Origin of the sequence: Aurantiacibacter luteus (assembly GCF_001010945.1) — a bacterium.
GTDB lineage: Bacteria > Pseudomonadota > Alphaproteobacteria > Sphingomonadales > Sphingomonadaceae > Alteraurantiacibacter > Alteraurantiacibacter luteus.
On sequence record NZ_LBHB01000001.1, the window covers coordinates 1,229,357 to 1,249,875 of the forward strand.

26 protein-coding genes are annotated in these 20,519 nt (G+C 67.6%); 8 read left to right on the forward strand and 18 right to left on the reverse strand.

Annotated features, from left to right (window positions below):
• Positions 1-99: 99 nt before the first annotated feature.
• From AAW00_RS05955 to AAW00_RS05985, 7 genes are all read right to left on the reverse strand, one after another.
• Positions 100-1,242: a glycosyltransferase family 2 protein gene (locus tag AAW00_RS05955; protein ID WP_047003305.1), complete on the reverse strand. Its 1,143-nt coding sequence runs from the start codon at positions 1,240-1,242 to the stop codon at positions 100-102.
• 47 nt (positions 1,243-1,289) lie between these two features.
• Positions 1,290-2,348 carry a 3-isopropylmalate dehydrogenase gene (gene leuB, locus AAW00_RS05960; protein ID WP_047003306.1) on the reverse strand — a complete coding sequence of 353 codons (1,059 nt, stop codon included), beginning with the start codon at positions 2,346-2,348 and terminating at the stop codon, positions 1,290-1,292.
• 1 nt (position 2,349) lies between these two features.
• On the reverse strand, positions 2,350-2,949 hold the full coding sequence (recO, locus tag AAW00_RS05965; protein WP_047003307.1) for a DNA repair protein RecO: 600 nt from the start codon (positions 2,947-2,949) through the stop codon (positions 2,350-2,352).
• A gap of 40 nt (positions 2,950-2,989) precedes the next feature.
• A complete protein-coding gene (locus tag AAW00_RS05970) occupies positions 2,990-3,244 on the reverse strand; it encodes a hypothetical protein (protein ID WP_047003308.1) in 255 nt (84 codons plus the stop codon).
• 66 nt (positions 3,245-3,310) lie between these two features.
• Positions 3,311-3,571, reverse strand: a complete 261-nt coding sequence (locus AAW00_RS05975; RefSeq protein ID WP_047003309.1) for an accessory factor UbiK family protein — start codon at positions 3,569-3,571, stop codon at positions 3,311-3,313.
• 142 nt (positions 3,572-3,713) lie between these two features.
• On the reverse strand, positions 3,714-4,265 hold the full coding sequence (locus tag AAW00_RS05980; RefSeq protein ID WP_047003310.1) for a TspO/MBR family protein: 552 nt from the start codon (positions 4,263-4,265) through the stop codon (positions 3,714-3,716).
• A gap of 106 nt (positions 4,266-4,371) precedes the next feature.
• On the reverse strand, positions 4,372-5,154 hold the full coding sequence (locus tag AAW00_RS05985; protein ID WP_047003311.1) for a TlyA family RNA methyltransferase: 783 nt from the start codon (positions 5,152-5,154) through the stop codon (positions 4,372-4,374).
• A 91-nt stretch (positions 5,155-5,245) separates the two neighbouring features.
• Here AAW00_RS05985 and AAW00_RS05990 point away from each other — a divergent pair, with 91 nt between their 5' ends.
• On the forward strand, positions 5,246-5,800 hold the full coding sequence (locus tag AAW00_RS05990; RefSeq protein WP_047003312.1) for a hypothetical protein: 555 nt from the start codon (positions 5,246-5,248) through the stop codon (positions 5,798-5,800).
• A 324-nt stretch (positions 5,801-6,124) separates the two neighbouring features.
• On the opposite strand, the gene AAW00_RS05995 is transcribed toward AAW00_RS05990, so the two are convergent.
• The gene (locus AAW00_RS05995) at positions 6,125-6,562 is read right to left on the reverse strand and encodes an META domain-containing protein (protein WP_047003313.1); all 438 of its coding nucleotides are present in this window, start codon (positions 6,560-6,562) and stop codon (positions 6,125-6,127) included.
• Between the two features lie 160 nt (positions 6,563-6,722).
• Here AAW00_RS05995 and AAW00_RS06000 point away from each other — a divergent pair, with 160 nt between their 5' ends.
• From AAW00_RS06000 to AAW00_RS06010, 3 genes are all read left to right on the forward strand, one after another.
• A complete protein-coding gene (locus AAW00_RS06000) occupies positions 6,723-7,802 on the forward strand; it encodes a branched-chain amino acid aminotransferase (protein ID WP_047003314.1) in 1,080 nt (359 codons plus the stop codon).
• A 2-nt stretch (positions 7,803-7,804) separates the two neighbouring features.
• The gene (locus tag AAW00_RS06005; protein ID WP_047003315.1) at positions 7,805-8,227 is read left to right on the forward strand and encodes a response regulator transcription factor; all 423 of its coding nucleotides are present in this window, start codon (positions 7,805-7,807) and stop codon (positions 8,225-8,227) included.
• A gap of 94 nt (positions 8,228-8,321) precedes the next feature.
• Positions 8,322-8,783, forward strand: coding sequence for a DUF4199 domain-containing protein (locus AAW00_RS06010; protein ID WP_047003316.1), 462 nt, complete (start codon positions 8,322-8,324; stop codon positions 8,781-8,783).
• Between the two features lie 56 nt (positions 8,784-8,839).
• Here the strand turns inward: AAW00_RS06010 and AAW00_RS14905 are convergent, their stop codons facing one another.
• The 4 genes from AAW00_RS14905 to AAW00_RS06025 form a co-directional block, all read right to left on the reverse strand.
• Positions 8,840-8,998: a hypothetical protein gene (locus AAW00_RS14905; RefSeq protein ID WP_156169940.1), complete on the reverse strand. Its 159-nt coding sequence runs from the start codon at positions 8,996-8,998 to the stop codon at positions 8,840-8,842.
• Complete coding sequence (locus AAW00_RS06015) at positions 8,995-9,195, reverse strand: hypothetical protein (protein WP_047003317.1); 201 nt, start codon at positions 9,193-9,195, stop codon at positions 8,995-8,997. The genes AAW00_RS14905 and AAW00_RS06015 overlap by 4 nt, the downstream gene beginning before the upstream one ends.
• 47 nt (positions 9,196-9,242) lie before the next feature.
• Positions 9,243-9,617 carry a cold-shock protein gene (locus AAW00_RS15275; protein ID WP_187331008.1) on the reverse strand — a complete coding sequence of 125 codons (375 nt, stop codon included), beginning with the start codon at positions 9,615-9,617 and terminating at the stop codon, positions 9,243-9,245.
• Between the two features lie 136 nt (positions 9,618-9,753).
• A complete protein-coding gene (locus tag AAW00_RS06025) occupies positions 9,754-11,418 on the reverse strand; it encodes a dipeptidyl-peptidase 3 family protein (RefSeq protein ID WP_052761785.1) in 1,665 nt (554 codons plus the stop codon).
• A 155-nt stretch (positions 11,419-11,573) separates the two neighbouring features.
• Between AAW00_RS06025 and AAW00_RS06030 the strand changes: the two genes are divergently transcribed.
• The 4 genes from AAW00_RS06030 to AAW00_RS06045 are packed head-to-tail and all read left to right on the forward strand — an operon-like array spanning position 11,574 to position 13,652.
• Entirely contained in the window at positions 11,574-11,795 is a 222-nt protein-coding gene (locus AAW00_RS06030) for a hypothetical protein (RefSeq protein WP_047003318.1), read from the forward strand.
• A gap of 53 nt (positions 11,796-11,848) precedes the next feature.
• The gene (locus AAW00_RS06035; RefSeq protein WP_047003319.1) at positions 11,849-12,790 is read left to right on the forward strand and encodes an MBL fold metallo-hydrolase; all 942 of its coding nucleotides are present in this window, start codon (positions 11,849-11,851) and stop codon (positions 12,788-12,790) included.
• Complete coding sequence (locus tag AAW00_RS06040) at positions 12,787-13,236, forward strand: YeeE/YedE family protein (RefSeq protein WP_047003320.1); 450 nt, start codon at positions 12,787-12,789, stop codon at positions 13,234-13,236. The genes AAW00_RS06035 and AAW00_RS06040 overlap by 4 nt, the downstream gene beginning before the upstream one ends.
• Positions 13,233-13,652: a DUF6691 family protein gene (locus tag AAW00_RS06045; protein ID WP_187331009.1), complete on the forward strand. Its 420-nt coding sequence runs from the start codon at positions 13,233-13,235 to the stop codon at positions 13,650-13,652. The genes AAW00_RS06040 and AAW00_RS06045 overlap by 4 nt, the downstream gene beginning before the upstream one ends.
• On the opposite strand, the gene AAW00_RS06050 is transcribed toward AAW00_RS06045, so the two are convergent.
• From AAW00_RS06050 to AAW00_RS06075, 6 genes are all read right to left on the reverse strand, one after another.
• Positions 13,649-14,005 carry an ArsR/SmtB family transcription factor gene (locus AAW00_RS06050; RefSeq protein ID WP_082124933.1) on the reverse strand — a complete coding sequence of 119 codons (357 nt, stop codon included), beginning with the start codon at positions 14,003-14,005 and terminating at the stop codon, positions 13,649-13,651. The two genes, AAW00_RS06045 and AAW00_RS06050, sit on opposite strands and share 4 nt — an antisense overlap.
• 89 nt (positions 14,006-14,094) lie before the next feature.
• Entirely contained in the window at positions 14,095-16,614 is a 2,520-nt protein-coding gene (gene ligD, locus AAW00_RS06055; RefSeq protein WP_047003321.1) for a DNA ligase D, read from the reverse strand.
• A 2-nt stretch (positions 16,615-16,616) separates the two neighbouring features.
• A complete protein-coding gene (gene ku / locus AAW00_RS06060; RefSeq protein WP_047003322.1) occupies positions 16,617-17,453 on the reverse strand; it encodes a non-homologous end joining protein Ku in 837 nt (278 codons plus the stop codon).
• 163 nt (positions 17,454-17,616) lie between these two features.
• A complete protein-coding gene (gene pobA, locus AAW00_RS06065) occupies positions 17,617-18,786 on the reverse strand; it encodes a 4-hydroxybenzoate 3-monooxygenase (protein ID WP_047003323.1) in 1,170 nt (389 codons plus the stop codon).
• Positions 18,783-19,727: a fumarylacetoacetate hydrolase family protein gene (locus AAW00_RS06070; protein ID WP_047003324.1), complete on the reverse strand. Its 945-nt coding sequence runs from the start codon at positions 19,725-19,727 to the stop codon at positions 18,783-18,785. Before AAW00_RS06070 ends, pobA begins: the two co-directional genes overlap by 4 nt.
• A gap of 3 nt (positions 19,728-19,730) precedes the next feature.
• Complete coding sequence (locus tag AAW00_RS06075) at positions 19,731-20,510, reverse strand: cyclase family protein (RefSeq protein WP_047003325.1); 780 nt, start codon at positions 20,508-20,510, stop codon at positions 19,731-19,733.
• Between the last annotated feature and the right edge of the window lie 9 nt (positions 20,511-20,519).

Here is a 20,519-nt window from a genome sequence, read left to right on the forward strand (position 1 = left end):
GCATCCTTCGACAGGCTCAGGATGAGCGGAGCTTGGGTGGTGGCGCGGCATCCTTCGACAAGCTCAGGATGAGCGGGGGTCAGGGGATGGATGCCTGACCTACCGGAACCGTCCCCACACGAACTTGCTCGATAGCGCGTAATTCCACACGCTGGCGATCACCACGCCGACCAGCGCGGCCAACCACCAGACCACGCCCTGATCGTTGAGCACGGTCGCCACCGCCACGTTGGCGAATGCGCCGACCGAGCAGGCGCCGCAGAACTTGAGCCAGCCCCAGAAGAACCCGTCCGGTCCGGTCAGCTTCTTGTCGCGGTAGGTCAGCAGGTTGTTGAGCCAGAAGTTGAAAGTCATGGCCACCATCGTCGCGATGGCCTGGGCCCAGCCAAAGGCGATGGTCTCAGGCCAGTAGATGGTCGCGAGCACGGCCATGTGGACGAACACACCGAGCCCGCCGACGAGCCCAAACAGCACGAAGCGCGTGGGCACCCAGCGGCCGAAATAGCGCTCGGCCAGGCCGGCGACGAAATCGAGGACCACCCCGTGATCGAGCTTGCTTTCCCCGGCGAGGCGTTCGGCGAATTTCAACGGGAATTCCTTTACACGAAGGCGCGGCTCGGCGGTGGCGAGGATGTCGAGCATGATCTTGAAGCCTATGCCCGAAAGGTTGACGGCCTGTTGCCGCAGCTGCTCGGTCCGCAGCAGGAAGAAGCCGCTCATGGCGTCGGTCAGCTCGGTACCGGTAAGCTTGCGGGCGAGCGCGTTGGCGATCCGGCTGCCCTGCTCGCGGCCCTTGCTCGCAAGGCCGTCGGCATTGCCCCCCACGGCGAAGCGGCTGGCGTAGGCGAGGTCGTAGGCGCCCGATTTCACCGCGGCGAGCATCTCCACCAGCAGCGCGGGGTCGTGCTGGTGGTCGGCATCCATCACCGCCACGAACGGCGCGGCGGTGGCGCACATGCCCTCGATCGCCGCGCTGGCGAGGCCGCGGCGGCCGATGCGCTGGATCACGCGGATTCGCGGGTCGGCGCGGCCGATGCGGCGCGCTTCCTCGGCGGTGCCGTCGTGCGAGTTGTCGTCGACGAAGACCGCTTCCCAGCCCGTCGGCCCCAGCGCCGCTTCCAGCCGCGCGACCATCGGAGCGATGTTGGCGCGCTCGTTCAGCGTCGGCAGGACGACGGCGAGTTCCAGCTCGCGAGTGGCGGCATCGGCGGCGGTGGAAAGGTCGGTGTGGCTCATGTCCATGCCCGCTGGCTAGCGCGAAATGTTAACCATGTGGTTTACGCGGGCGGTCAAAGCCGCGCCAGCACCGCATCGCCGATCTCGCGCGTGCCCGCCGTGCCGCCGAGGTCGCCGCCGCGCACCCCGTCCGCCAGCGCCTGCGATACGGCGCGCTCGACGCGGGCGGCATCCTCTTCGCGGCCCAGCGAGTGGCGCAGCAGCATGGCGAGGCTCAGGATCATGGCCATGGGATTGGCCTCGCCCTGCCCGGCAATGTCCGGCGCGCTGCCGTGGATGGGCTCGTAGAGGCCGAAGGTGCCAAACTGCGTCTGCCGCTCCCCCAGCGCCGCACTGGCGAGGAGGCCGATCGAGCCCACGCACATGCTCGCCTGGTCGGACAGGATGTCGCCGAACAGGTTGCCCGTCACCACCACGTCGAACTGGCCGGGGTTCTTCACCAGCTGCATCGCGGCATTGTCCACGTACATGTGGCTGAGCTCGACATCGGGATATTCGGCGTGCGTCTCGATCACGACATCGCGCCATAGCTGACTGGTTTCGAGGACGTTTGCCTTGTCGACGCTGCACAGCCGGCCGTTGCGCCCCCGCGCCGCGCGGAAGGCGACGTGGGCGATGCGGCGCACCTCGTCCTCGGCATAGGACATGAAGTCGAACCCTTGTCGCCGACCGTCATCCAGCGTCCGCATGGCCTTTTCGCCGAAATAGACGTCGCCGTTTAGCTCGCGCACGATCAGCAGGTCGATTTCGGCCGCGATTTCAGGGCGAAGCGCGCTCATGCTCTCAAGGCCTGCGAACATGGTCGCCGGGCGCAGGTTGGCGAACAGGCCGAGCGCCGAGCGCAAACCGAGAATGGCCTGTTCGGGCCGCAGGTGGCGTTCCAGAGCGTCGCAGGCGGGATCGCCCACCGCGCCGAACAGCACGCCATCGGCGGCGCGCGCCATGTCGAGCGTCTCTTCGGGCAGCGGATGGCCGTGGCGGCGATAGGCCGCGCCGCCGACGTCGCCCTCGAACACCACCAGCCCCGGCAGGTCGAGGGCTGCGAGCACGCGGCGCGCCTCGGCCATGATCTCGGGCCCGATACCGTCCCCGGCGAAACACGCGATCTTCATCTCAGGCGATCCGTCCCAGCAAGCCGCGCAGCCGCGCGCGGGCCGCCATAACATCGCCGCGCCGGTCGGCAAGCAGGTAGTGCTCGAGCGGCGGGCCGAGCGCATCCATAGCCTCCAGCACCTGCGGCAGGTCGCCCTGCGGCCTGCCTGTCGCCCCGCCGTAGCCCAGCTCGCGCAGCAGAAGTGCCTCGTAACCGACCAGCGCGCTGGCCCATCCCCGCGCGCTCGGCGCATGGCACACGGCTTCCAGCGTGCCCGACAGCGCCTCGTAGAGCGTGGGATAGGGCTGGCGTTCGGGAAGCGCGGTGGCGGTCAGCGCGCAGACCCAGCCGATGGCGGCAGCGGCGAGCGGCTCGCCCAGCCACGGCCCTCGGCTGGCGACCAGCTCCGCCTTCGCGAAAGGCAGCTGGCTCTCGCTGCGGGCGGAGAGTTGCAGGTCCACCGCGTTGCCGGGGATCATAACCGGCCTGAGCAAGCGTCCGCGCCCGCCCGCGACGTAGCCGGCGACGAGGCCGAAGTCCGCCGTCAGGAAGCGTGCGACCACGGCCGTTTCGCCGTGCTGGCGGGCGGCGACGAGGATGGCGGGGGCGCGCACATGCATGGCCGCGACCTTGGCGCAGCCTCAGCGCACGGGCAACAGGTCAGGCGGCGACTGGGGCGATGTCCGGCTTGCGGGGCGGCTGCCGTTCGGCATCGGGTGCGCGCTTGCGGCCCATGGTCCAGTTCCCCTGCATCCGCACCTGCGGATTGGGCGCGCACCAGATTTCGCCCGTCGCATCGATGGCCGTCACCCACACGAGGTGGTGTTCGGGCCCATAGTCGATAATGGCCACGGCCTGGCCATCTCCCTTGTCGAGTACATGGAGCGGGATTGGCGGATTGAGCTGGGTGAACATGGCACTTGCCCCTTCATTAGCCTAATGGCCGAAAGGGCGGCAGCGTTCCCCGCGACTTGCGATTGCCTAATCGGACGTGCTGCCGGCGATCTTCGCTTCGAGCGCGGCGAGCCGGGCCTCCAGCACGTCGACCTTCTCGCGCGCCAGGCCGGCCATGTCCTTGACCGCGTCGAATTCCTCGCGGCTGACGAAATCGAGGCCGCCCAGCGCCTCCTTCATCCGCTCACGCGCACCGTCGCGCGCCTCGCGCCCCATGCCCGCTAGCGTGCCCGCGGCGGAGTTGGCGATCTTGACGAAGTCGGCGATGATGGGGTTTTCGCTTTGCATGGGGGCTATGTGGAGAACTCGGCAGGATTGCGCAAGTATCGGACCGAAGGTCCGCAAGCGCGAACGTGCGCCCGCAGCGGGCGCATCTTCGAAGCGTATCTAGCGATGACGAGCCCGCGGAGGCGGGCTCGCAAAACAAACCCTACAACTCGAAACTTTGCACCGCGCCCGCATCTTTCGCGCCGCTCGCGTCGGGGTTCAGTTCGAGGAACTGCCAGTTGAGCACCGCGGCAAAGGTGATCCAGGCGAGGTAGGGCAGCATCAGCAGCCCCGCCCACTTGCGCACGCGGAAAAACAGCACGGTCGTGATCGCCGCAAGCACGATCATCCCCACGATGATGTACAGCGCCGCCTCGATCCGGTGCTGGCCGAAGAACACGGGCGACCAGGCGAGATTCACCGCGAACTGCACCAGGAAGGCGAGGATCGCCCGGCCGCGCACGCGCGAGCCCCAGGCGGCGCAGACGAGCGCGAAGGCGAAGCCCATCAGCGCGTAGAGCACCGCCCAGACGATGCCGAAGAGCCTGGGCGGCGGGAAGATGGCGGGCTTGGTGAGCGACTGGAACCACGCACTCGACGGGTCGCCGCCGAGTTGCCCCGAAGCGAAGCCCAGCAGCATCGTCAGCGGCACGAGGAACAGCGCCCAGCGGATCAGGCTGGCGCGAAGCTGGGCAGGCGAGGCGAGGCGATTCATGGGCTCTCCGGGCGGCGCGATTCGGCCTGCCGGCGAATGTGGCGAGCGCACGAGCGGGTGGCAAGCAGGCTCGAGACCGGTGTCCGCCCGCGGGGCACCTGCCCGGTCAACGTCGGCTGCCGCGCACCGCGTGGACGAGAAATTCTACGTTGCCCTCGGTTCCGGTGATGGGGCTCTCGATCAGGCCCGCGACGCGCCAGCCCACGCCCTCCAGCCATTCCGCCACCTCGTCGCAGACGCGTGCGTGCAGCGCCGGATCGCGCACGATACCGCCCTTGCCGACCTCGCCCTTGGCCACCTCGAACTGCGGCTTTATCAGCGCCACCAGCCGCGCGTCGCCCGCGGCCAGCGCGAGGGGCACCTCCAGCACCTTGGCGAGCCCGATGAAGCTGGCATCGCACACCACCCAGTCGCAATCGGCATCGATCATCATCGGGGTCAGCGCGCGGGCATTGGTCTGTTCGAGCACGGTTACGCGCGGGTCCTGCCGCAGCTTCCAGGCGAGCTGGTTGGTGCCCACGTCCACCGCGAAGACCCGCGACGCTCCGTGGTGCAGCAGCACCTCGGTAAAGCCTCCCGTCGAGCTGCCGATGTCCATCGCCACCGCTCCCCCGGCGTCGAGGCCGAACTCGCGGATGGCGTGGTCGAGCTTCATGCCGCCGCGCCCGACCCAAGGGTGATCGCGCCCGCGCACCTCGATCACGGCATCGGCGAAGACCTGGTGTCCGGCCTTGGTCATCCGTTCCAGCCGGTTGGCAGGCCCGGCAAAGACGAGGCCCGCCATGATGAGCGCCTGCGCGCGCGTGCGGCTCTCCGCTTCGCCGCGCTCCACGAGCAACTGGTCGATCCTGACCTTGCCGGGTCTTTGCGGGGGCTTGTCCTCGTTCATGGGCTTGGCGATAGGGGTGCGGAACCGTGCGTGCCAGTGGCTTGTTGCCCAAGGCATGACCGATCCCGTTTCCCGAGGTAGCCGCGCCAGCATGATCCGCCGTTCCGTATCCGCCATCGCCCTCGTCGGCACGCTGGCGCTCAGCGCCTGCATCCCCCCCTCGCCCGAGCCGACGCCGGTGCCCACGCCCTCGCCCACAGCATCGCCCGTCGTCCAGCCGATCCCCGAGCCGGTCGCGGTACCCAGCTACGACAACTGGATGGACTATCCGGCGACGCCCGGCGACTGGACCTATCGCAGCGCGGGCACCACCACGCAGGCGCTGTTCGGCGAGGCTAATCAAGGCGCGCGCCTGACGATCAGCTGCGACAGGTCGACCCGCCGGGTGACCATCGCCCGCGCCGGCAGCGCCACCGGACAAGTCGCCATGACCATCCGCACCGAGACGCAGGACCGCGCGCTGACCGCGGGCACGATGGCAGGCGGCACGCCGACGATCGCGGCGCAGCTTTCGGCCAGCGACGGCCTGCTCGACGCGATGGCCTTTACCAAGGGCCGCTTCGCGCTGGAGGTGCCGGGCACGAGCACGCTCTACGTGCCGGCCTATCCGGAAATCTCGCGCGTGGTGGAGGACTGCCGGGGCTGAAACCGGAATGGTCGATCCTGACAGTGAATAAGCGAAATACAAGGCTTGTTTTCGTGGCCGCGCTGACTCACATATTGCGTCAAGACCGGCGGTGATCGGCGGTCCCGGGCCCCGGTGAAACGGCGGTTCTTGGCTTACAAGCGCGAAAGGAGGTGATCCGATGTCTCATGGTTCAGCAGGGAGGTCGGTGACGATCCACGCGGAGCATATTCGGTAATCTCTTCTTTTGCCGAGTAAGGCTACGTGGGCGGTCGACACGGCCGCTGACCATGCGAAGGCCAGTTCCACCCCGGTGGAGCTGGCCTTCTCATTTGGTGCGTCCGGTCAGAGTTGGCGGAAGGCGATGCCGGTCGGCGGTTGCAGGAAGTTCATCCGACCCTCGCCCGGCCGGGCGATCGAAAAGGTCGCGTTGGCCATCAATTCGGGGCCGATCTCCTCGGGCAGGGTGCCGAGGCAGGGCTGGCCCGAAAAACGCCCTTCGCTCCCCTGGAAAATCGGCTGGTAGGCATCGTTGGCCGCGACGCGCAGGGTGTAGGTGCCGGAGACGGTGCGGCAGCCGAAGCGCCCTTCGAAACGCGAACCCGAGAAGCTGACATAAAAATCGTTGCGGTCGGAGACGTTGACGCCGTTCACGTCGATGACCGCCCACCGCGTCCCGTCGAGAAATGTCGCGGGCGCGGACGGCACGGTTTCGCATCCGCCCAGCGCGAGGGCGGCGCAGGCCAGCGTGAAGCTTCCAACCACGGTCTTGATACTCGCCATCTCATCGCTCCCTTTTCAGGTCGATTGGTCGATTGCAGGTCCAAACCCTTGAACCGGCTTTCGTTCCGCGCCGTGGACACCGTGCGCCAGGCCGCACCCGGCAGTCCCGCCCGCCGCGTCACCCTTGCCACCCCCGCCGCGCCCCGATAATCGCGCAGGCATGGATTTCACCCGCCTCCCCCATCCCGCTCCCGTCCCCGGCGCCACGCGCGAACAGGCGATTGCCGATCCCGGTTTCGGCAAGGTCTTCACCGACCACATGGTCTCGATCGACTACGACGCGGACAAGGGCGGCTGGCATAGCCCGACGCTCGGCCCGCGCGAACCCATCGCGCTCGATCCGGCGGCCTCGGTGCTGCACTACGCGCAGGAGATCTTCGAGGGGCTGAAGGCTTATCGGCTGGCGGACGGCACGATGGCGCTGTTCCGCCCCGATGCAAATGCGGCGCGCTTCAATCGCTCGGCCGAGCGGCTCGCCATGCCCGCCCTGCCCGAGGACGTGTTCGTCGAGGCGGTGCGGCAGGCGGTGCTGGCCGACAAGGACTGGTTTCCAGCGGTGGACGGCGGCTCGCTCTACGTGCGCCCCTTCATGTTCGCAAACGAGGCGTTCCTCGGCGTGCGCCCTGCGACGCGCTACAAGTTTCTTGTGATCCTCAGCCCCGCGGGCAACTACTTCAAATCCGGCGCGCCCGCCGTTTCCGTGTGGGTGAGCGACTACACCCGCGCCGCTCCCGGCGGCACCGGCGCTGCCAAGTGCGGCGGCAACTACGCTGCCAGCCTCGTGCCCACGGGCGAGGCGTTCGCGCGCGGGCACGACCAGACCGTCTTCCTCGACGCTGCCGAGCGCAAGTGGATCGAGGAGTTGGGCGGCATGAACCTGTTCTTCGTGTTCGACGACGGCACGATCCTGACGCCGCCCCTGCGCGGCACGATCCTGCCCGGCATCACCCGCGATTCGATCATCACCCTCGCCCGCGAACAAGGCCTGACGGTGCGCGAGGAAATGTACAGCCTCGATCAGTGGCGCGAGGATGCGGTCAGCGGCAGGCTGGTCGAGACCTTCGCCTGCGGCACCGCGGCTGTGGTGACGGCGGTGGGCAAGGTGGCGGGCCACGACGGCGAGTTCACCATCGGCAGCGGCGGCCCCGGCCAGCTGACGCAGACCCTGCGCGAGAAGCTCGTCGGCATCCAGCGCGGAACGGTCGAGGACACCCACGGCTGGGTCACGCGGCTGGGCTGACGATGCGGGCGACGATCCGCCCCGCCCTCACCTACGGCGCGCTGGCCGCGCTTGCCGCCCTGCTCCTCGCCTGGCTCGACTGGCGGCACGTCTCGCGCGACTGGTCGACCGAGTTCTACGTCGTTGTCGTCGCCCTGCTGTTTGCCGCGCTCGGCCTGTGGCTGGGCCACCGGCTCGCCCCGCGCGCCGCCGCCGCGCCCTTCGCTCGCAACGAGCGTGCCCTCGCCACCCTCGGCATCTCGCCGCGCGAGGTGGAGGTGCTGGACGAGCTGGCGCTGGGCAAGGCCAACAAGGTCATCGCCCGCGATCTCGGCATCAGCCCCAACACTGTGAAAACCCACCTCGCCCGCCTGTTCGAGAAGCTGGGCGCGGCCAACCGCACGGAGGCCATTGCCCGCGCGCGCGAGCTACATCTCTTGCCGTGAATTTGGGCGATCGGGGCGAAATCACCCAATCGGGCGATAGCCTTGCACCGCGCCGCTCGGCAGGCATGATGCTCCACGACAGGGAGTTCTTGCCATGACCCGCACCATCCTCACTTACGGCGTTCTCGCCGGTATCGCGCTCGAGGCACTATTCCTCGGCACCATGACACTCGGCCTCGGCCACGGCACGCTGGCGATGGCGGTGGGCTTCCTGTCGATGATTGCGGGGATGGGGTTCGTCTTCGCGGGCGTGAAGCGGTACCGCGACGAGCAGCTCGGCGGCGTAATCCGCTTTCTCCCGGCATGGGGTCTGGGCACGGCGATGGCTCTGATCGCGGCGCTGTTCTACGTCGCCGGGTGGGAGGCCTACCTTGCCGCGACGGGCTATGCCTATGTCGATGCCATCGTGGCGATGGGCTACCCCGATTACGGCGACCCGCTCTCCCGCCTGCCGATGACCTTCATGGAAATCAGCCCCGTCGTCCTGCTGGTGCCGCTAATCAGCGCACTGCTTCTGAAAAATTCGCGCTTCCTGCCCGCACGACCCGCCGCCTAAATGCGGTAGGGGTAGAGCGGCGGCTGGGTCGGTTTCGGCACCCATGCGAGGGCCGGTCAGAGCTTCCTGAACTGCCTGTTCTGGCGGCGGTTCTCCGCCTTGGCATCGGCGAGATTGTCATAGGCGTAGGGCCCAACGAAATAGCGCGTTGCGGATATGGCAGTGATGCCGCCGGGCAGATTTCCGAACGCGCCGTTCCCTTGGGACACGGTCATGCGCCGTCCGCAGTCGGCTCCGCGTCGCCATCGGGCCTGGTCATGACCGGCAGGCCGCGATCCTCTCGCCAATCGGCGATATCGTTGCCGAGGCGCGTCGCCAGTTCAGCCTGATCGCGCCGGTCCTCGCCGGTGGCCGCGTGGTCGGCAAGGATGAGCGCCCGCTGGTGATCGTGAAACATCTTGTTGATGGGCATGGTGATTTCCTGTCGTTTTTCGCGGCGCTGCTCGCGCCCGCCTGGTGTCAGTTCGGCTGATTACGGGCCTGTTCGCGCTGCTGGCGCTGCTGCGCGTAGGTGCCTTGCTGCTCCTGCGCACGAGGCTGCGCACCTTCCTGCGTCGCGTTGGCAAGCGGTCGCAGGTCGACGGCACGCTTGCCGCCGCCGTTCACCTCATAGGTTTCGTAACTGTAGCGCTGCTCGGGTGCCGGCCGCTCGGTGCCGTCCTGCAAGTCGGCCCACTTGAACGGCAGCGCATCGCCGCCGTGGTCGGGGTCGATCGTCCCGGTGCCCCGCTCCGGGTTCCAGAAACGGATGGTGCCTAGCTTGGCCATGATGCTATCCTTGACGCTCGAGTGCAGCGCGCCGGACATGGTCGCGGCTGCGGCTAGGAGGCTCACGGTAAGGAAGTCGGGCGCAACGTGCGCCTGTCGGACCGTCGATTGCGACTGGTAGCTCCCTCCAAGATGGGGGGATTGCCCGGAACTTCAAGCCTGTGGGCGCGCCGCCGCTTGATGCGACGAGCGCGCCCAGAGATCAGATGCGGTCCGGATAGATCGGCCGGATGTCCACCGGGATGTGATCCATTCCCGCGATCACGCGGCGGGCGTGGTCGTCCAGCCGGGCGTAGCGGTCGAAGAAGGCGATGGTGCCGCGATAGTCGCCGCGCGCCTGCAGCATCAGTTCGGTGCGCAGGAGTTCGGTGATGCCGCTCTCCAGCCGCGTCTCGTCGACGACGAAGTGATCCGCCCGCTCGTCCCACGAAAAGGCGCCATGCTCCAGCAGGTAGCCGTACTGCGCCGCCGCGCCCTTGCCGTGCGCCTCCTCGATGCCGAAGCGCATGGAGCGGAACAGGCCGGCGAAATAGGTCTGCAGCAGTTCGCTCTTTTCCGCCATCGGCAGCTCGCCGCGCTCCATCATGTAGAGCAGGTTGTAGATGCCCATGACATCGGCCTTGCTCTCCTCCAGCGCCGAATACTGCTCGCGCAGCTCGGCGTTCACCGTCGTCTGCCTGCCATTGAGCGTGATGGTGCCCGGCCCGAGCGAGTGGCTGAGCTCGTGGAACAGGGTGAAGAGCTGCATGTACTTGCGGCTGACCAGCGCGGCCTGCGGCGGCGCCAGCACTTCGTCGGCGATGGGGTCGAGGATGCGGTCGAACTTGGCGCCGAGCACGTTGGAGAGAATCACCTTCTTCGCGCCCTTGGCCTCGCGCACGCGCTCGTCGTTGGGCAGGTTGAAGGCGATGGTCTGCACGCCCGGCACGTTGTCGCCGCCGCCGTGGATCTGGTCGGCCACCGCGATGGGGCTTTCAAAGCCGCGGGCGAAGTTGTGATACTGCGGATCGATGGGGAGGTTACCCTCCATGTCGCGCAGATAGCCGACATAGCGGTCGAGCGCGGCGCTCTCTTCCGGGTTGCGCAGCGTCACAAAGCTCTCGAACGCGGTCTTCGTGCCGTAGAGGCGATCGGTGTAGACCTCGTAGGGGCCGATGGCGACCTCGATGGGCGTGCCTTCGAGGTCCATCCAGGCCATCTCGCTTTCGAAATAGTCGTCCGACAGGAAGCTGTCGGCGCGCAGGTTCAGGAAGCGCTTGAGGCTGGGGTTGGTGGTGATGGCGGCGGCGCGGCGCAGCAGGGCGGCGGCGGGCTCCAGCTGGGCGCGGTATTCGACGCTGTAGGGGACGGCGACGAAGCCACCCCGCCCGTCCCGCTTCACCACGGTATAGGGACTCATCATCGCCTCACGCTGATCGGGATGCGCGGCGAGCCAGGCGTCGAACTCCTCGCGCGTCAGGTCCTCGGGATAGAAGCCCGCACCCTCGGGCCACTCCTGCGTGCCGTAGAACGGGTGGTTGTCGGCCACGCTGTCCCAGGGCCCGAAATTGCGGTCGAACATGTCGAGGAGGTCATTGCGGCCGCTGCGGGCGAGCTGGTCGCGCATGGCGGGCAGGTTCGCACCGCGCTGGCGCAGGTATATCTCGTCCATGAAGCCCGAAGCCTCGATCAACAGGTTCACCACCTGCTGTTCCTCCGCCGAGAGATAGCTGGTGTCGGGCGACATGGTTACGTCGGCGATGCTCGCGCGGCTGGCGGCCATGTCGTAGGCCTCCGGCCCGGCCGATTTTTGCGTATCCATCGTCGTGCAGGCGGCAATGGCGAGCGGGGCGGCGGCGAGGCAGAGGGCGATAAGGGCGCGGCGCATGGGGCAAGTCCTTGCTAGAAATAGGTTCAGGCGAAACCGCCTATACCCTTCGCCGGGCAGTGTCACCTGCCCTCCGACAGCGCCTCGGTCACGCCTCTCGATAACTTAACAAGCATCAATTGGCGCTGCGGGCGATTTGCTCTAGCCCGCGGGCGATGGACGAGAGGGACGATCTGGAAGACTATATCCACGCTGCGCGTAACTGCACGCAGATGCTCTTCGCTATCGAGCGGATGATGGGCAAGGCCCTGGAATCGCTGGAGGCCGGTGACACGGAGGCGCTTCGCCAACGTCTCGCCATGCTCAAGGAAGCGGTGCCGCAGGCCATCGCCGTCATCGATCACGACAGGCGCCGGCGCGGGGAGCAAGACTGTTAGGTCCGGCCGGCCATGCATTGACAGGTCGCGCTTGCATATTAGATAAGCCTGATATGCCTGACAACGCGCCCTCCGATCCTGCCCTGAATGCCGCCACGGCGCAGGTGCTGCGCGCACAGGACGACAAGGCGCTGCGCCCCTCCATCGCCGGCTTCTTCGACGAGGCGACCAATACGGTCAGCTACGTGGTCCACGACCCGGCGACGAAGGCGGCCGCGATCATCGACTCGGTGCTCGATTACGATGCCGCCGCGGGGCGCACGTCGAACGGATCGGCCGACCGCATCGTCGAATATGTCGAGAAGAACGTACTGTCGGTCGCCTGGGTGATCGAGACCCACGCTCACGCAGACCACATCTCCGCGGCGCCCTATCTGCAGCAGAAGCTCGGCGGCAAGCTGGCGATCGGGCGCGAAATCGTGCGGGTGCAGGAGGTGTTCGGCAAACTGTTCAATGCCGGTACCGACTTCGAGCGCGACGGGTCGCAGTTCGACCACCTGTTCGACGATGGCGACCGCTTCACGCTAGGCACGCTGGAGGGCATCGCCCTGCACGTGCCGGGGCACACGCCAGCCGACTTCGCCTTCGTGATCGGCGATGCCGCCTTCATCGGCGACACCATGTTCATGCCCGACTTCGGCACCGCCCGCGCCGACTTCCCCGGCGGCGACGCGCGCCAGCTTTATCGCTCCATCCGCCGCCTGCTGCGCCTGCCGGAGGACACGCGGCTGTTCCTGTGCCACGATTACAAGGCGCCTGGGCGCGATGTCTATGCCTGGGAGACCACGGTGGGCCAGCAGCGCAGCGGCAACGTCCACGTCAAGGACGGCACGAGCGAGGACGAATTCGTCGCGATGCGCACCGCGCGTGACGCCACGCTCGCCATGCCGCAGCTCATCATGCCCAGCGTGCAGGTCAACATTCGCGGCGGCCGCCTGCCCGAACCGGAGGACAACGGAGTGAGCTACATCAAGATTCCGGTGAATGCGGTATGACGCTGCCCGGCTTTCCCGATGCCGCCCCGCTGGCGGGCCTTGCCGGCGGGCTGCTGATCGGCCTCTCCGCCGCGCTGATGCTGCTGGGGCTCGGGCGGATTGCCGGCGTCTCCGGCCTCGCCGCACGGGCCACCGGGCTGGCGGATTCGACCCTGCCGCGCGTAGCCGCATTCGCTTTCGTAGTCGGGCTGCCGCTCGGCGCGCTTGTCGTCATGCTGTTCACCGGTACGCTCACCCCGCAATTCGCCGATCCCATCACGCTGGTCATCGCGGGCCTCCTCGTCGGCTTCGGCACCCGGCTCGGCAGCGGCTGCACGAGCGGGCACGGCGTGTGCGGGATGAGCCGGCTGTCGCAGCGATCGCTGGTAGCGACGGCCACCTTCATCGCCAGCGGCGTGGCGACAGTGGCCATCGCCAACGCGCTCGGCTTGGGGTTCCGGCCATGATCCGCACCGTCATCGTAACGCTGCTGGCTGGCACGCTGTTCGGCGCCGGGCTGACCGTCGGCGGGATGACCGATCCTGCGCGCGTGATCGGTTTCCTCGACCTGTTCGGCGACTGGGATCCGACGCTGGCCTTCGTCATGGCCGGTGCCGTGGCCGTCATGGTGGTGGCCTGGGCCGTCCAGAAGCGCCTCGCCCACCCGCTGTTCGCGCAGAAGTTCTCGCTGCCCGATCGCACCGATCTCGACCCGCGGCTGGTCGGAGGCGCGGTGCTGTTCGGCGTGGGCTGGGGCATCGCGGGCCTGTGCCCCGGACCGGGCCTTGCCGCCCTCGCCATCGCGCCGCTGCCCGCGGCGATATTCTGCGCGGCCATGCTGGCCGGCATGGCGCTGCACCGCTTCGGGTTCGACGGCGACTAGCCTTTCGCCCGCGCCTCGGCGGAGCAGAACAGTCCGTGCAGCGTCTCGATGACCGCGCGCGCCTCCGGCGAGGCCAGCGAATAAAGTACGAATTGCGCATCGCGCCGGGTCGTCACCAGCCCTTCTGCACGCAGCAGTGCGAGATGTTGCGAGAGCGCCGACTGGGACAGCGGGATATGGCTGCACAGCTCGCCCACGCTCAGCTCGCCCTCGCACAGCAGGCACAGGATCTGCAGCCGCGATTCGTTGGCAAGCGACTTCAGGAGCTTGCTCGCTTCGTGCACGCCGGCAAAGCGTTCGTCGGCAGCCAGCGGCGCGCCGTCGATGGCGAGGGTGGTGTCGAGTGTGATCATGGTTGGTCCGCGCGCAACTTTATGGGCAAATTGACGTAGCCGCAAACGGGATAAGGCCCGATCCGGCGCAAATTCGGCACCTGCTGCATCTAGACCTCGGGCAAGGCCTGCTCGGCAAAGCCCCATCCGGCCAGCGTCTTGCTGCCCGCACGGTCGAGCAGCCGCCGCGCATCGTCGATGGAGAAGGGATGGGCGTTCTCCATGCCTTTGAGTTCGCCCCAGGCGATGGGCGCGGCCACCGGGGCTCCGCTGCGCGCACGGGCCGAGTAGGGCAGGACGGCGGTGCTGCCGCGCTGGTTGCGCAGCCAGTCGATGAAGATCCGGCCCTTGCGCTTGGCCTTGCTCATCGTCGCGGTGAAGCGGTCGGGCTCTGCGAGCGACAGCGCCTCGGCAAAGCGGCGGGCGAAGTCCTTGTGCGTTTCCCAGTCGTGGCCGGGCGACAGCGGCACCACGACGTGCACGCCCTTTCCGCCCGACAGCATGGCGAAGCTGACGAGGCCGAGGTCGGCCAGCCGGTCGCGGATGTGGGTGGCGGCGCTCTTGACCTCGGCGAAGTCCAGCCCCTCGTCCGGATCGAGGTCGAAGATCATGCGGTCGGGCTTCTCGACCTCGCTGCTGCGCGCAGCCCAGCCGTGGAATTCGATCGTGCCCATCTGCACGCACTGGAGCAGGCCGCGGAGGTCGTCGATCCACAGGTAATCCTCGCTGCCCCCGTCCTTTTCGCGGATCGGCACGTGGTGCACGGCATCGCCGAAGGCACCGCTGTCGTGCTTCTGGAAAAAGCATTTCTTCCCCCGCCCCTGCGGACAGCGCACCAGGCTGACCGGCCTGCGGGCGGCGAAGGGGAGCATGATCGGGGCGACCGCGGCGTAGTAATCAGCAAGGTCGCCCTTGGTCTGCCCGCCGTCGGGAAAGATCACCCGCTCGCGGCTGGATATCGCGACCTCGGCAGGGGCTGCGGGCGCGGGCTCGGCCTTTTCGGGTGTGACGGCGCTCGCCTTCTTGTCGCCGCGCAGGCCGAGGAAGCTGCCGTGGCGGATGTTGCCGTCCGCCGTGAACTCGGCAAAGGCGACCTCGGCGACCAGCTTAGGCGTCAGCCAGGTAACGCCGCGCGCGCTGGCCTTGTCCGCTTCGGCGGGCGGCGTCTTGCGCTCCAGCCGCGCCATCCGCGCCGCAAGGTCGTCGAGGTCGTCGGACGAGAAGCCGGTGCCGACATTGCCCTTGTAGACAAGCGCATCACCTTCATGCTGGGCCATCAGCAGCGAGGAGAACGGGCGCCCCTTCGCGCTACTCGCCTTGTAGCCGATGACGACGAACTCCTGCCGCCGGGTGCACTTGACCTTCACCCAGCGCTTCCCGCGCGAGCCGGAATAGCGCCCGTCCACGGTCTTGGAGATAATGCCTTCCTGTCCCGCCTCGCACATCCGGCGGTAGAGTGTTTCGCCCGCGCCGATGACGTGGTAGGCCACGAAGACCGGCGGTTCCGCCGTGCCGAGCAGCGCCTCCAGCCGCTCCTTGCGCTCGATGTTGGGCAGGTCGGCAAGGTCCTCTCCGCCGAGTTCTAGCAGGTCGAAGGCGTGAAACTGCAGCGCATCGCCCGGGCCCTGCGCGCCGTGACCGCGCTTCAGAACGCCTTGCAGGGTGGAGAAATCGGGATTGCCCTTGGCATCCACCGCCACGATCTCGCCGTCGACCAGGCAGCTTGGCAGGTCGAGCGCGGCGAGCGCCTCGACCAGCGGTGCGAACTTGTCGGTCCAGTCCTTGCCGCTACGGGTGTAGACGCGCACCTTGTCGGCCTTTGCAGCGATCAGCGCGCGGTAACCGTCGAACTTGATCTCGTGCATCCAGCCGTTGCCAGTAGGGACATCGTCCACCAGCGTGGCGAGCTGGGGCTTGCGGAACTTCGGCAGCGGCGCGCTCTTCTTCGGCGCCTTGCGCTTTGTCGCGGTGTGCGCGCTGGCCTTTTGCATCTGCGCGAGGAAGGCATCGTCCTTCTTGCCCGCGAGCGAGAACTGGCCCTGCTTGTCGGCCGCGATCTCCGCCATCGATCGGCCGGTCGCCACGCTGGTCAGCTCGCGCTGCACCAGCGCGTCGCCGGGCTCCGCGTGCTTGTCCTGCAATTTGCGCAGCAGCCAGTTCTCGCGCTTTTCGCCCGGCCTCGGCTTGAGGCGGATAAGCAGCCACTCGCCCTGCATCCGCTCGCCCTGCAGGCAGAAATGCAGATGGCCGTCGTCGATATCCTCGGCGCTCTTGCCCGCGATCGGGTTCCAGGTGCCGCGATCCCACAGCATGACCGTGCCGCCGCCGTATTCGCCCTTCGGGATGGTGCCCTCGAAGTCGTTGTAGGACAGCGGGTGATCCTCGGTGCGCACGGCGAGGCGCTTGATGTCGGGGTCGGGCGAAGGGCCCTTGGTCACGGCCCAGCTCTTCATCACCCCGTCCACCTCGAGCCGCAGGTCCCAGTGGAGCCGCGTGGCATCGTGCTTCTGGACGATGAAGGCATTGCCGCTCGCGCTGCTCTCGGCCTTGCCGGCGGGCTCCGGGGTTTTCGTGAAGTCGCGCTTGGCGTTGTATTGCGCGAGCGGATCGGCCTTGCGCGCCCGGGCCATGGTCAGGCGCTCTTCGTGCGGCGACTTGTCGTCTTGGCCGCCGGCTTGGCCTCGCCGCCGACCGACTTCTTCAGCGCCGCCATCAGGTCGATGACGTTGCCGCCGCCACCCGCCGGTTCGCCCGCATCCTCGATGATGGCCTTCTTGCTCCTCGACTTGGCCTTCTTGTCGATCAGGCGGCGCAGTGCATCGACGTAGCGGTCCTCGAACTCGCTGGCATCGAAGGGCGCGCTCTTCTGCTCGATCAACGCGGTGGCCAGGTCGAGCAGTTCCTTCTTCGGCTTGGCGTCGTCGATCTCGGTGAAGAACGACTGGCCCTTGCGGACCTCGTCGGCATAACGCAGCGTCTCCAGCAGCAGGCCCTTGCCGCAGGGTTTGATGGCGACGAGCTTCTCCGTGCCGCGCACGGCCAACTGGCCCAGCGCCACCTTCCTGGCCTTGCGCAGCGCCTCGCGCAGCACGACGAAGGCTTCCTCCGCCAGTTCGTCCTTGGGCGCGACGTAGTATGGCTTCTCGTAGTAAAGCGGGTCGATCTCGTCGCTGTCGACGAACTGGACGAGCTCGAGGGTCTTCTTGCTCTCCAGCTTGACCGCCTCGATCTCCTCGTCCTCGAGCAGGACGTACTCCCCCTTGGAAATCTCGTAGCCCTTGATGATCTCGTCCCGGTCGACCGGGCCGAGGCCGGGCACCACCTTCTCGTAGGCGATGCGCTTGCCGCTGGGTTCGTGGATCTGGTTGAAGCTGATCTTCGCGCCGCTCTTGGTCGCGGTGTAGATTTCCACCGGGATCGAGACCAGCGCCAGCCTGATCTGTCCCTGCCAGTATGCGCGTGCCGCCATGTGCCTGCGTGCCTCCTTTACAGGGGACAGCGAACGAGCGCGCCTATGGTTTCACGAAGGCACGCGCTTCCATCCGCGCCGCGCGGCGTGGACGAAGAGCGCGCGACTGTCGGGCGATGCCGCCGCGGAGCTTGCTCGGATGGTCCAGCCGGAAGCGACCTCCCTACACCGGCAGCCCGACGTAGTTCTCGGCGATGGCGGTTTGCGCTGCGCGGCTGGAGGCGATGTAGTCGAGTTCGGCGACCTGCATGGCGCGCTCGAAGGGCCCGTCCTCGGGGAAGCGGTGCATGAGCCGGGTGAGCGACCAACTGAACCGCTCGGACTTCCACACCCGGGCGAGCGCGGTGTCGGAGTAGGCGGCGATCGCCTCGGCATCGTTGCGGCGGAAGTAGCCGGTCAGCGCCTCGGCGGCGTAGTGCACGTCGCTGGCGGCGAGATTCAGGCCCTTGGCCCCCGTCGGCGGGACGATGTGCGCGGCATCGCCGCACAGCAGCAGGCTGCCGTGGCGCATGGGCGCGAAGACGTAGCTGCGTAGCGGCGCGATGCTCTTTTCGATGGCAGGCCCGCGGGTCATGTGCGCGGCGGCCTCGGGGCCGAGACGGATTGCCAGCTCGTCCCATAGCCGCTCGTCGCTCCATTCCTCCACCCGGTCGGTGAGCGGCACGTCGACGTAGTAGCGGCTGCGGCTCTCGGAGCGCATACTGGCGAGCGCGAAGCCGCGTTCGTGGTTGGCGTAGATCAGTTCGTGGTTGCAGGGCGGAACGTCGGCCAGGATGCCGAGCCAGCCGAAGGGGTATTCGCGCAGGTATTCCTTCGCCACGCCAGCGGGGATGGCCTTGCGGCTGGGGCCGTGGAAGCCGTCGCAGCCGACCACGAAGCGTGCGTCCACCCGGTGCTCGGTGCCGTCTTTCGTGTAGGTGACGAAGGGCGCATCGCTCTCCACGTCGTGCAGCGCCACGTCGGCGGCCTCGTACACGACCTCCAGCCCGCGCTCCTCGCGCGCCGCCATCAGGTCGCGGGTGAGCTCGGTCTGGCCGTAGACCACCACCTGCTTGCCCGTCAGGTCGGCGATATCGATGCGGATCAGCCGCTCGCCGTCGGCCAGGTTGAAGCCGCCGTGCGGCAGGCCCTCGGCCCTCAGCCGCGCATCGAGCCCCAGCCGCGCCATCAGCGAGACGGTGATCTCCTCCAGCACGCCTGCACGGATGCGGCCGAGGATGTAATCGGGCGTCTGCCGCTCGATCACCACGCACTCCACCCCCTCGGCACGCAGCAGGTGGCCGAGCAAAAGGCCGGCAGGGCCGGCGCCGATGATGCAGACTCGGGTTTTCAAGCTTGCACTACCCTCTGCTCTATGACGCCGAACGGGCTTTCGCCGGACGCAGCGACGGCCTCCATGCGGACCGTGTCGCCGAACCGCATAAACTCGGTCCTAGGTGCGCCCTCGTCGACGATCTCGATGCCGCGCCGCTCGGCGATGCAGGAGGAGCCGACCTCGCGAAAGTCGGCGTTGGAAACGGTGCCCGAGCCGATGATCGTACCGGCCACCAGGTGGCGCGTGCGCGCGGCGCGGGCGACCAGTTCGTGGAAACCGTAGGCCATCGGCTCCCCGTTGGCCGCGCCGAAGCGCTCGCCGTTCCAGTCGACCAGCAAATCGAGGCAGACGCGGCCGTTTCGCCATGCCCCGCCCAGTTCGTCCGGCGTAACGGCGAAGGGGGCCATGCTGCAATGCGGCTTGGCCCAGACCCAGCCGAAGCCGGTGGCCATCTCGGGCCCCGCCAGCGACCGCAGCGACCAGTCGTTGATCTGCACCACCAGCCGGATGCGCTCCATCGCCGCCCCGGCATCAGTGCCCATGGGCACGTGATCGACGATGACGCCGAACTCGCCTTCGAAATCGATGCCGAGATCCTCCGAGGGAAAGGGCACGTCGTCGCTGGCGCCGTAGAACCTGTCCGAGGCTCCTTGGTACATCAGCGGGAAATCGATCTTCGGCTTGGTAACCCCGAAGACCTTGTCCATCAGATCGCCGTGCGCGGTGTAGGCCGATCCGTCGAGCCACTGCCATGCGCGCGGCATGGGGGCTGCCAGCCGCGAGCGATCCAACCGGTTCGGGAACTGCGTCAGGGCGCCCAGTTGCGGGGCAACCTTGTCCCAGTCATCCAGCGCGGCCTGCAATGTCTGCGCCGGAGCCTCGGCGTAGCTTTCGCCATCGGGCGACACCACGATCAGGCGGCCGTCGGGCGTGCCGTCTCGAAGGGTGGCGAGCCGCATGGTCTAGTCCTCGAAGATGGCGACAGCGCGGGTCCAGCCCGCGCTCGCGCCCTTGATCTTGTGGGGGAAGCAGCTGACCGTAAACCCGTTGCCCGGCAAAACCTCGAGATTGTGCAGCTTCTCGAGGTGGCAATACCCGATGTCGCGCCCGGCCTTGTGGCCTTCCCAGATAAGCGAGGTGTCACCGGTTTCGGCCACCTTGGCCGCGGTGTGCGCGAAAGGCGCATCCCAGCTCCAGGCGTCGGTGCCCGTCACGCGTACGCCGCGGCTGGTGAGGTACATGGTCGCCTCGTAGCCCATGCCGCAGCCGCGATTGACGAAGTCGGGATCGCCAAGCGCCTTGCCGGCTGCCGTATTGACCAGCACGATGTCGAGCGGGCGAAGCTCGTGCCCGATGCGCGCCAATTCCCGCTCCACGTCGTCGGCAGTGACGACGTAGCCGTCGGGCATGGCGGTAAAGTCCAGCTTGACCCCGGGCTGGAAGCACCATTCCAGCGGTATCTCGTCGATCGTCAACGCCCGCTTGCCGCCGTCCTGCGTGGGATGGAAATGCCAAGGCGCATCGAGATGCGTGCCGTTGTGCGTCGTCAGCGTCACCCATTCCGCCGCGGCAAAACCTTCGCCATCGGGCAGGTCCTTTTCGGTGACGCCGGGGAAGAAGGTGTTCAGCTCCTCCACCGTGTCGGCGTGACTCTGGTAGGTGATCTCGGGCCGCATGAAGGGCGGGTCGCTCACCACGTCGTTGCACAGCGTGATCGACAAGTCGACGAAACGGCGGGGCATGGCGATTCC

Excerpts from the sequence above, each read along its gene's own strand:
- AAW00_RS06045 (WP_187331009.1), top strand. The coding sequence starts at position 13,233 with ATGATCCGCACCGTCATCGTAACGCTGCTGGCTGGCACGCTGTTCGGC.
- AAW00_RS06070 (WP_047003324.1), bottom strand. The coding sequence starts at position 19,727 with ATGCGGCTCGCCACCCTTCGAGACGGCACGCCCGACGGCCGCCTGATC.
- AAW00_RS05980 (WP_047003310.1), bottom strand. The coding sequence starts at position 4,265 with ATGAATCGCCTCGCCTCGCCTGCCCAGCTTCGCGCCAGCCTGATCCGC.
- AAW00_RS14905 (WP_156169940.1), bottom strand. The coding sequence starts at position 8,998 with ATGACCGTGTCCCAAGGGAACGGCGCGTTCGGAAATCTGCCCGGCGGC.
- AAW00_RS05990 (WP_047003312.1), top strand. The coding sequence starts at position 5,246 with ATGATCCGCCGTTCCGTATCCGCCATCGCCCTCGTCGGCACGCTGGCG.
- AAW00_RS05975 (WP_047003309.1), bottom strand. The coding sequence starts at position 3,571 with ATGCAAAGCGAAAACCCCATCATCGCCGACTTCGTCAAGATCGCCAAC.
- AAW00_RS05985 (WP_047003311.1), bottom strand. The coding sequence starts at position 5,154 with ATGAACGAGGACAAGCCCCCGCAAAGACCCGGCAAGGTCAGGATCGAC.
- AAW00_RS06075 (WP_047003325.1), bottom strand. The coding sequence starts at position 20,510 with ATGCCCCGCCGTTTCGTCGACTTGTCGATCACGCTGTGCAACGACGTG.
- AAW00_RS06050 (WP_082124933.1), bottom strand. The coding sequence starts at position 14,005 with ATGATCACACTCGACACCACCCTCGCCATCGACGGCGCGCCGCTGGCT.
- leuB (WP_047003306.1), bottom strand. The coding sequence starts at position 2,348 with ATGAAGATCGCGTGTTTCGCCGGGGACGGTATCGGGCCCGAGATCATG.
- AAW00_RS06040 (WP_047003320.1), top strand. The coding sequence starts at position 12,787 with ATGACGCTGCCCGGCTTTCCCGATGCCGCCCCGCTGGCGGGCCTTGCC.
- AAW00_RS05995 (WP_047003313.1), bottom strand. The coding sequence starts at position 6,562 with ATGGCGAGTATCAAGACCGTGGTTGGAAGCTTCACGCTGGCCTGCGCC.
- AAW00_RS06010 (WP_047003316.1), top strand. The coding sequence starts at position 8,322 with ATGACCCGCACCATCCTCACTTACGGCGTTCTCGCCGGTATCGCGCTC.
- AAW00_RS05955 (WP_047003305.1), bottom strand. The coding sequence starts at position 1,242 with ATGGACATGAGCCACACCGACCTTTCCACCGCCGCCGATGCCGCCACT.
- ku (WP_047003322.1), bottom strand. The coding sequence starts at position 17,453 with ATGGCGGCACGCGCATACTGGCAGGGACAGATCAGGCTGGCGCTGGTC.
- AAW00_RS06015 (WP_047003317.1), bottom strand. The coding sequence starts at position 9,195 with ATGCCCATCAACAAGATGTTTCACGATCACCAGCGGGCGCTCATCCTT.
- recO (WP_047003307.1), bottom strand. The coding sequence starts at position 2,949 with ATGCATGTGCGCGCCCCCGCCATCCTCGTCGCCGCCCGCCAGCACGGC.
- ligD (WP_047003321.1), bottom strand. The coding sequence starts at position 16,614 with ATGGCCCGGGCGCGCAAGGCCGATCCGCTCGCGCAATACAACGCCAAG.
- AAW00_RS06030 (WP_047003318.1), top strand. The coding sequence starts at position 11,574 with ATGGACGAGAGGGACGATCTGGAAGACTATATCCACGCTGCGCGTAAC.
- AAW00_RS06035 (WP_047003319.1), top strand. The coding sequence starts at position 11,849 with ATGCCTGACAACGCGCCCTCCGATCCTGCCCTGAATGCCGCCACGGCG.
- AAW00_RS06025 (WP_052761785.1), bottom strand. The coding sequence starts at position 11,418 with ATGCGCCGCGCCCTTATCGCCCTCTGCCTCGCCGCCGCCCCGCTCGCC.
- AAW00_RS05970 (WP_047003308.1), bottom strand. The coding sequence starts at position 3,244 with ATGTTCACCCAGCTCAATCCGCCAATCCCGCTCCATGTACTCGACAAG.
- AAW00_RS06005 (WP_047003315.1), top strand. The coding sequence starts at position 7,805 with ATGCGGGCGACGATCCGCCCCGCCCTCACCTACGGCGCGCTGGCCGCG.
- AAW00_RS06000 (WP_047003314.1), top strand. The coding sequence starts at position 6,723 with ATGGATTTCACCCGCCTCCCCCATCCCGCTCCCGTCCCCGGCGCCACG.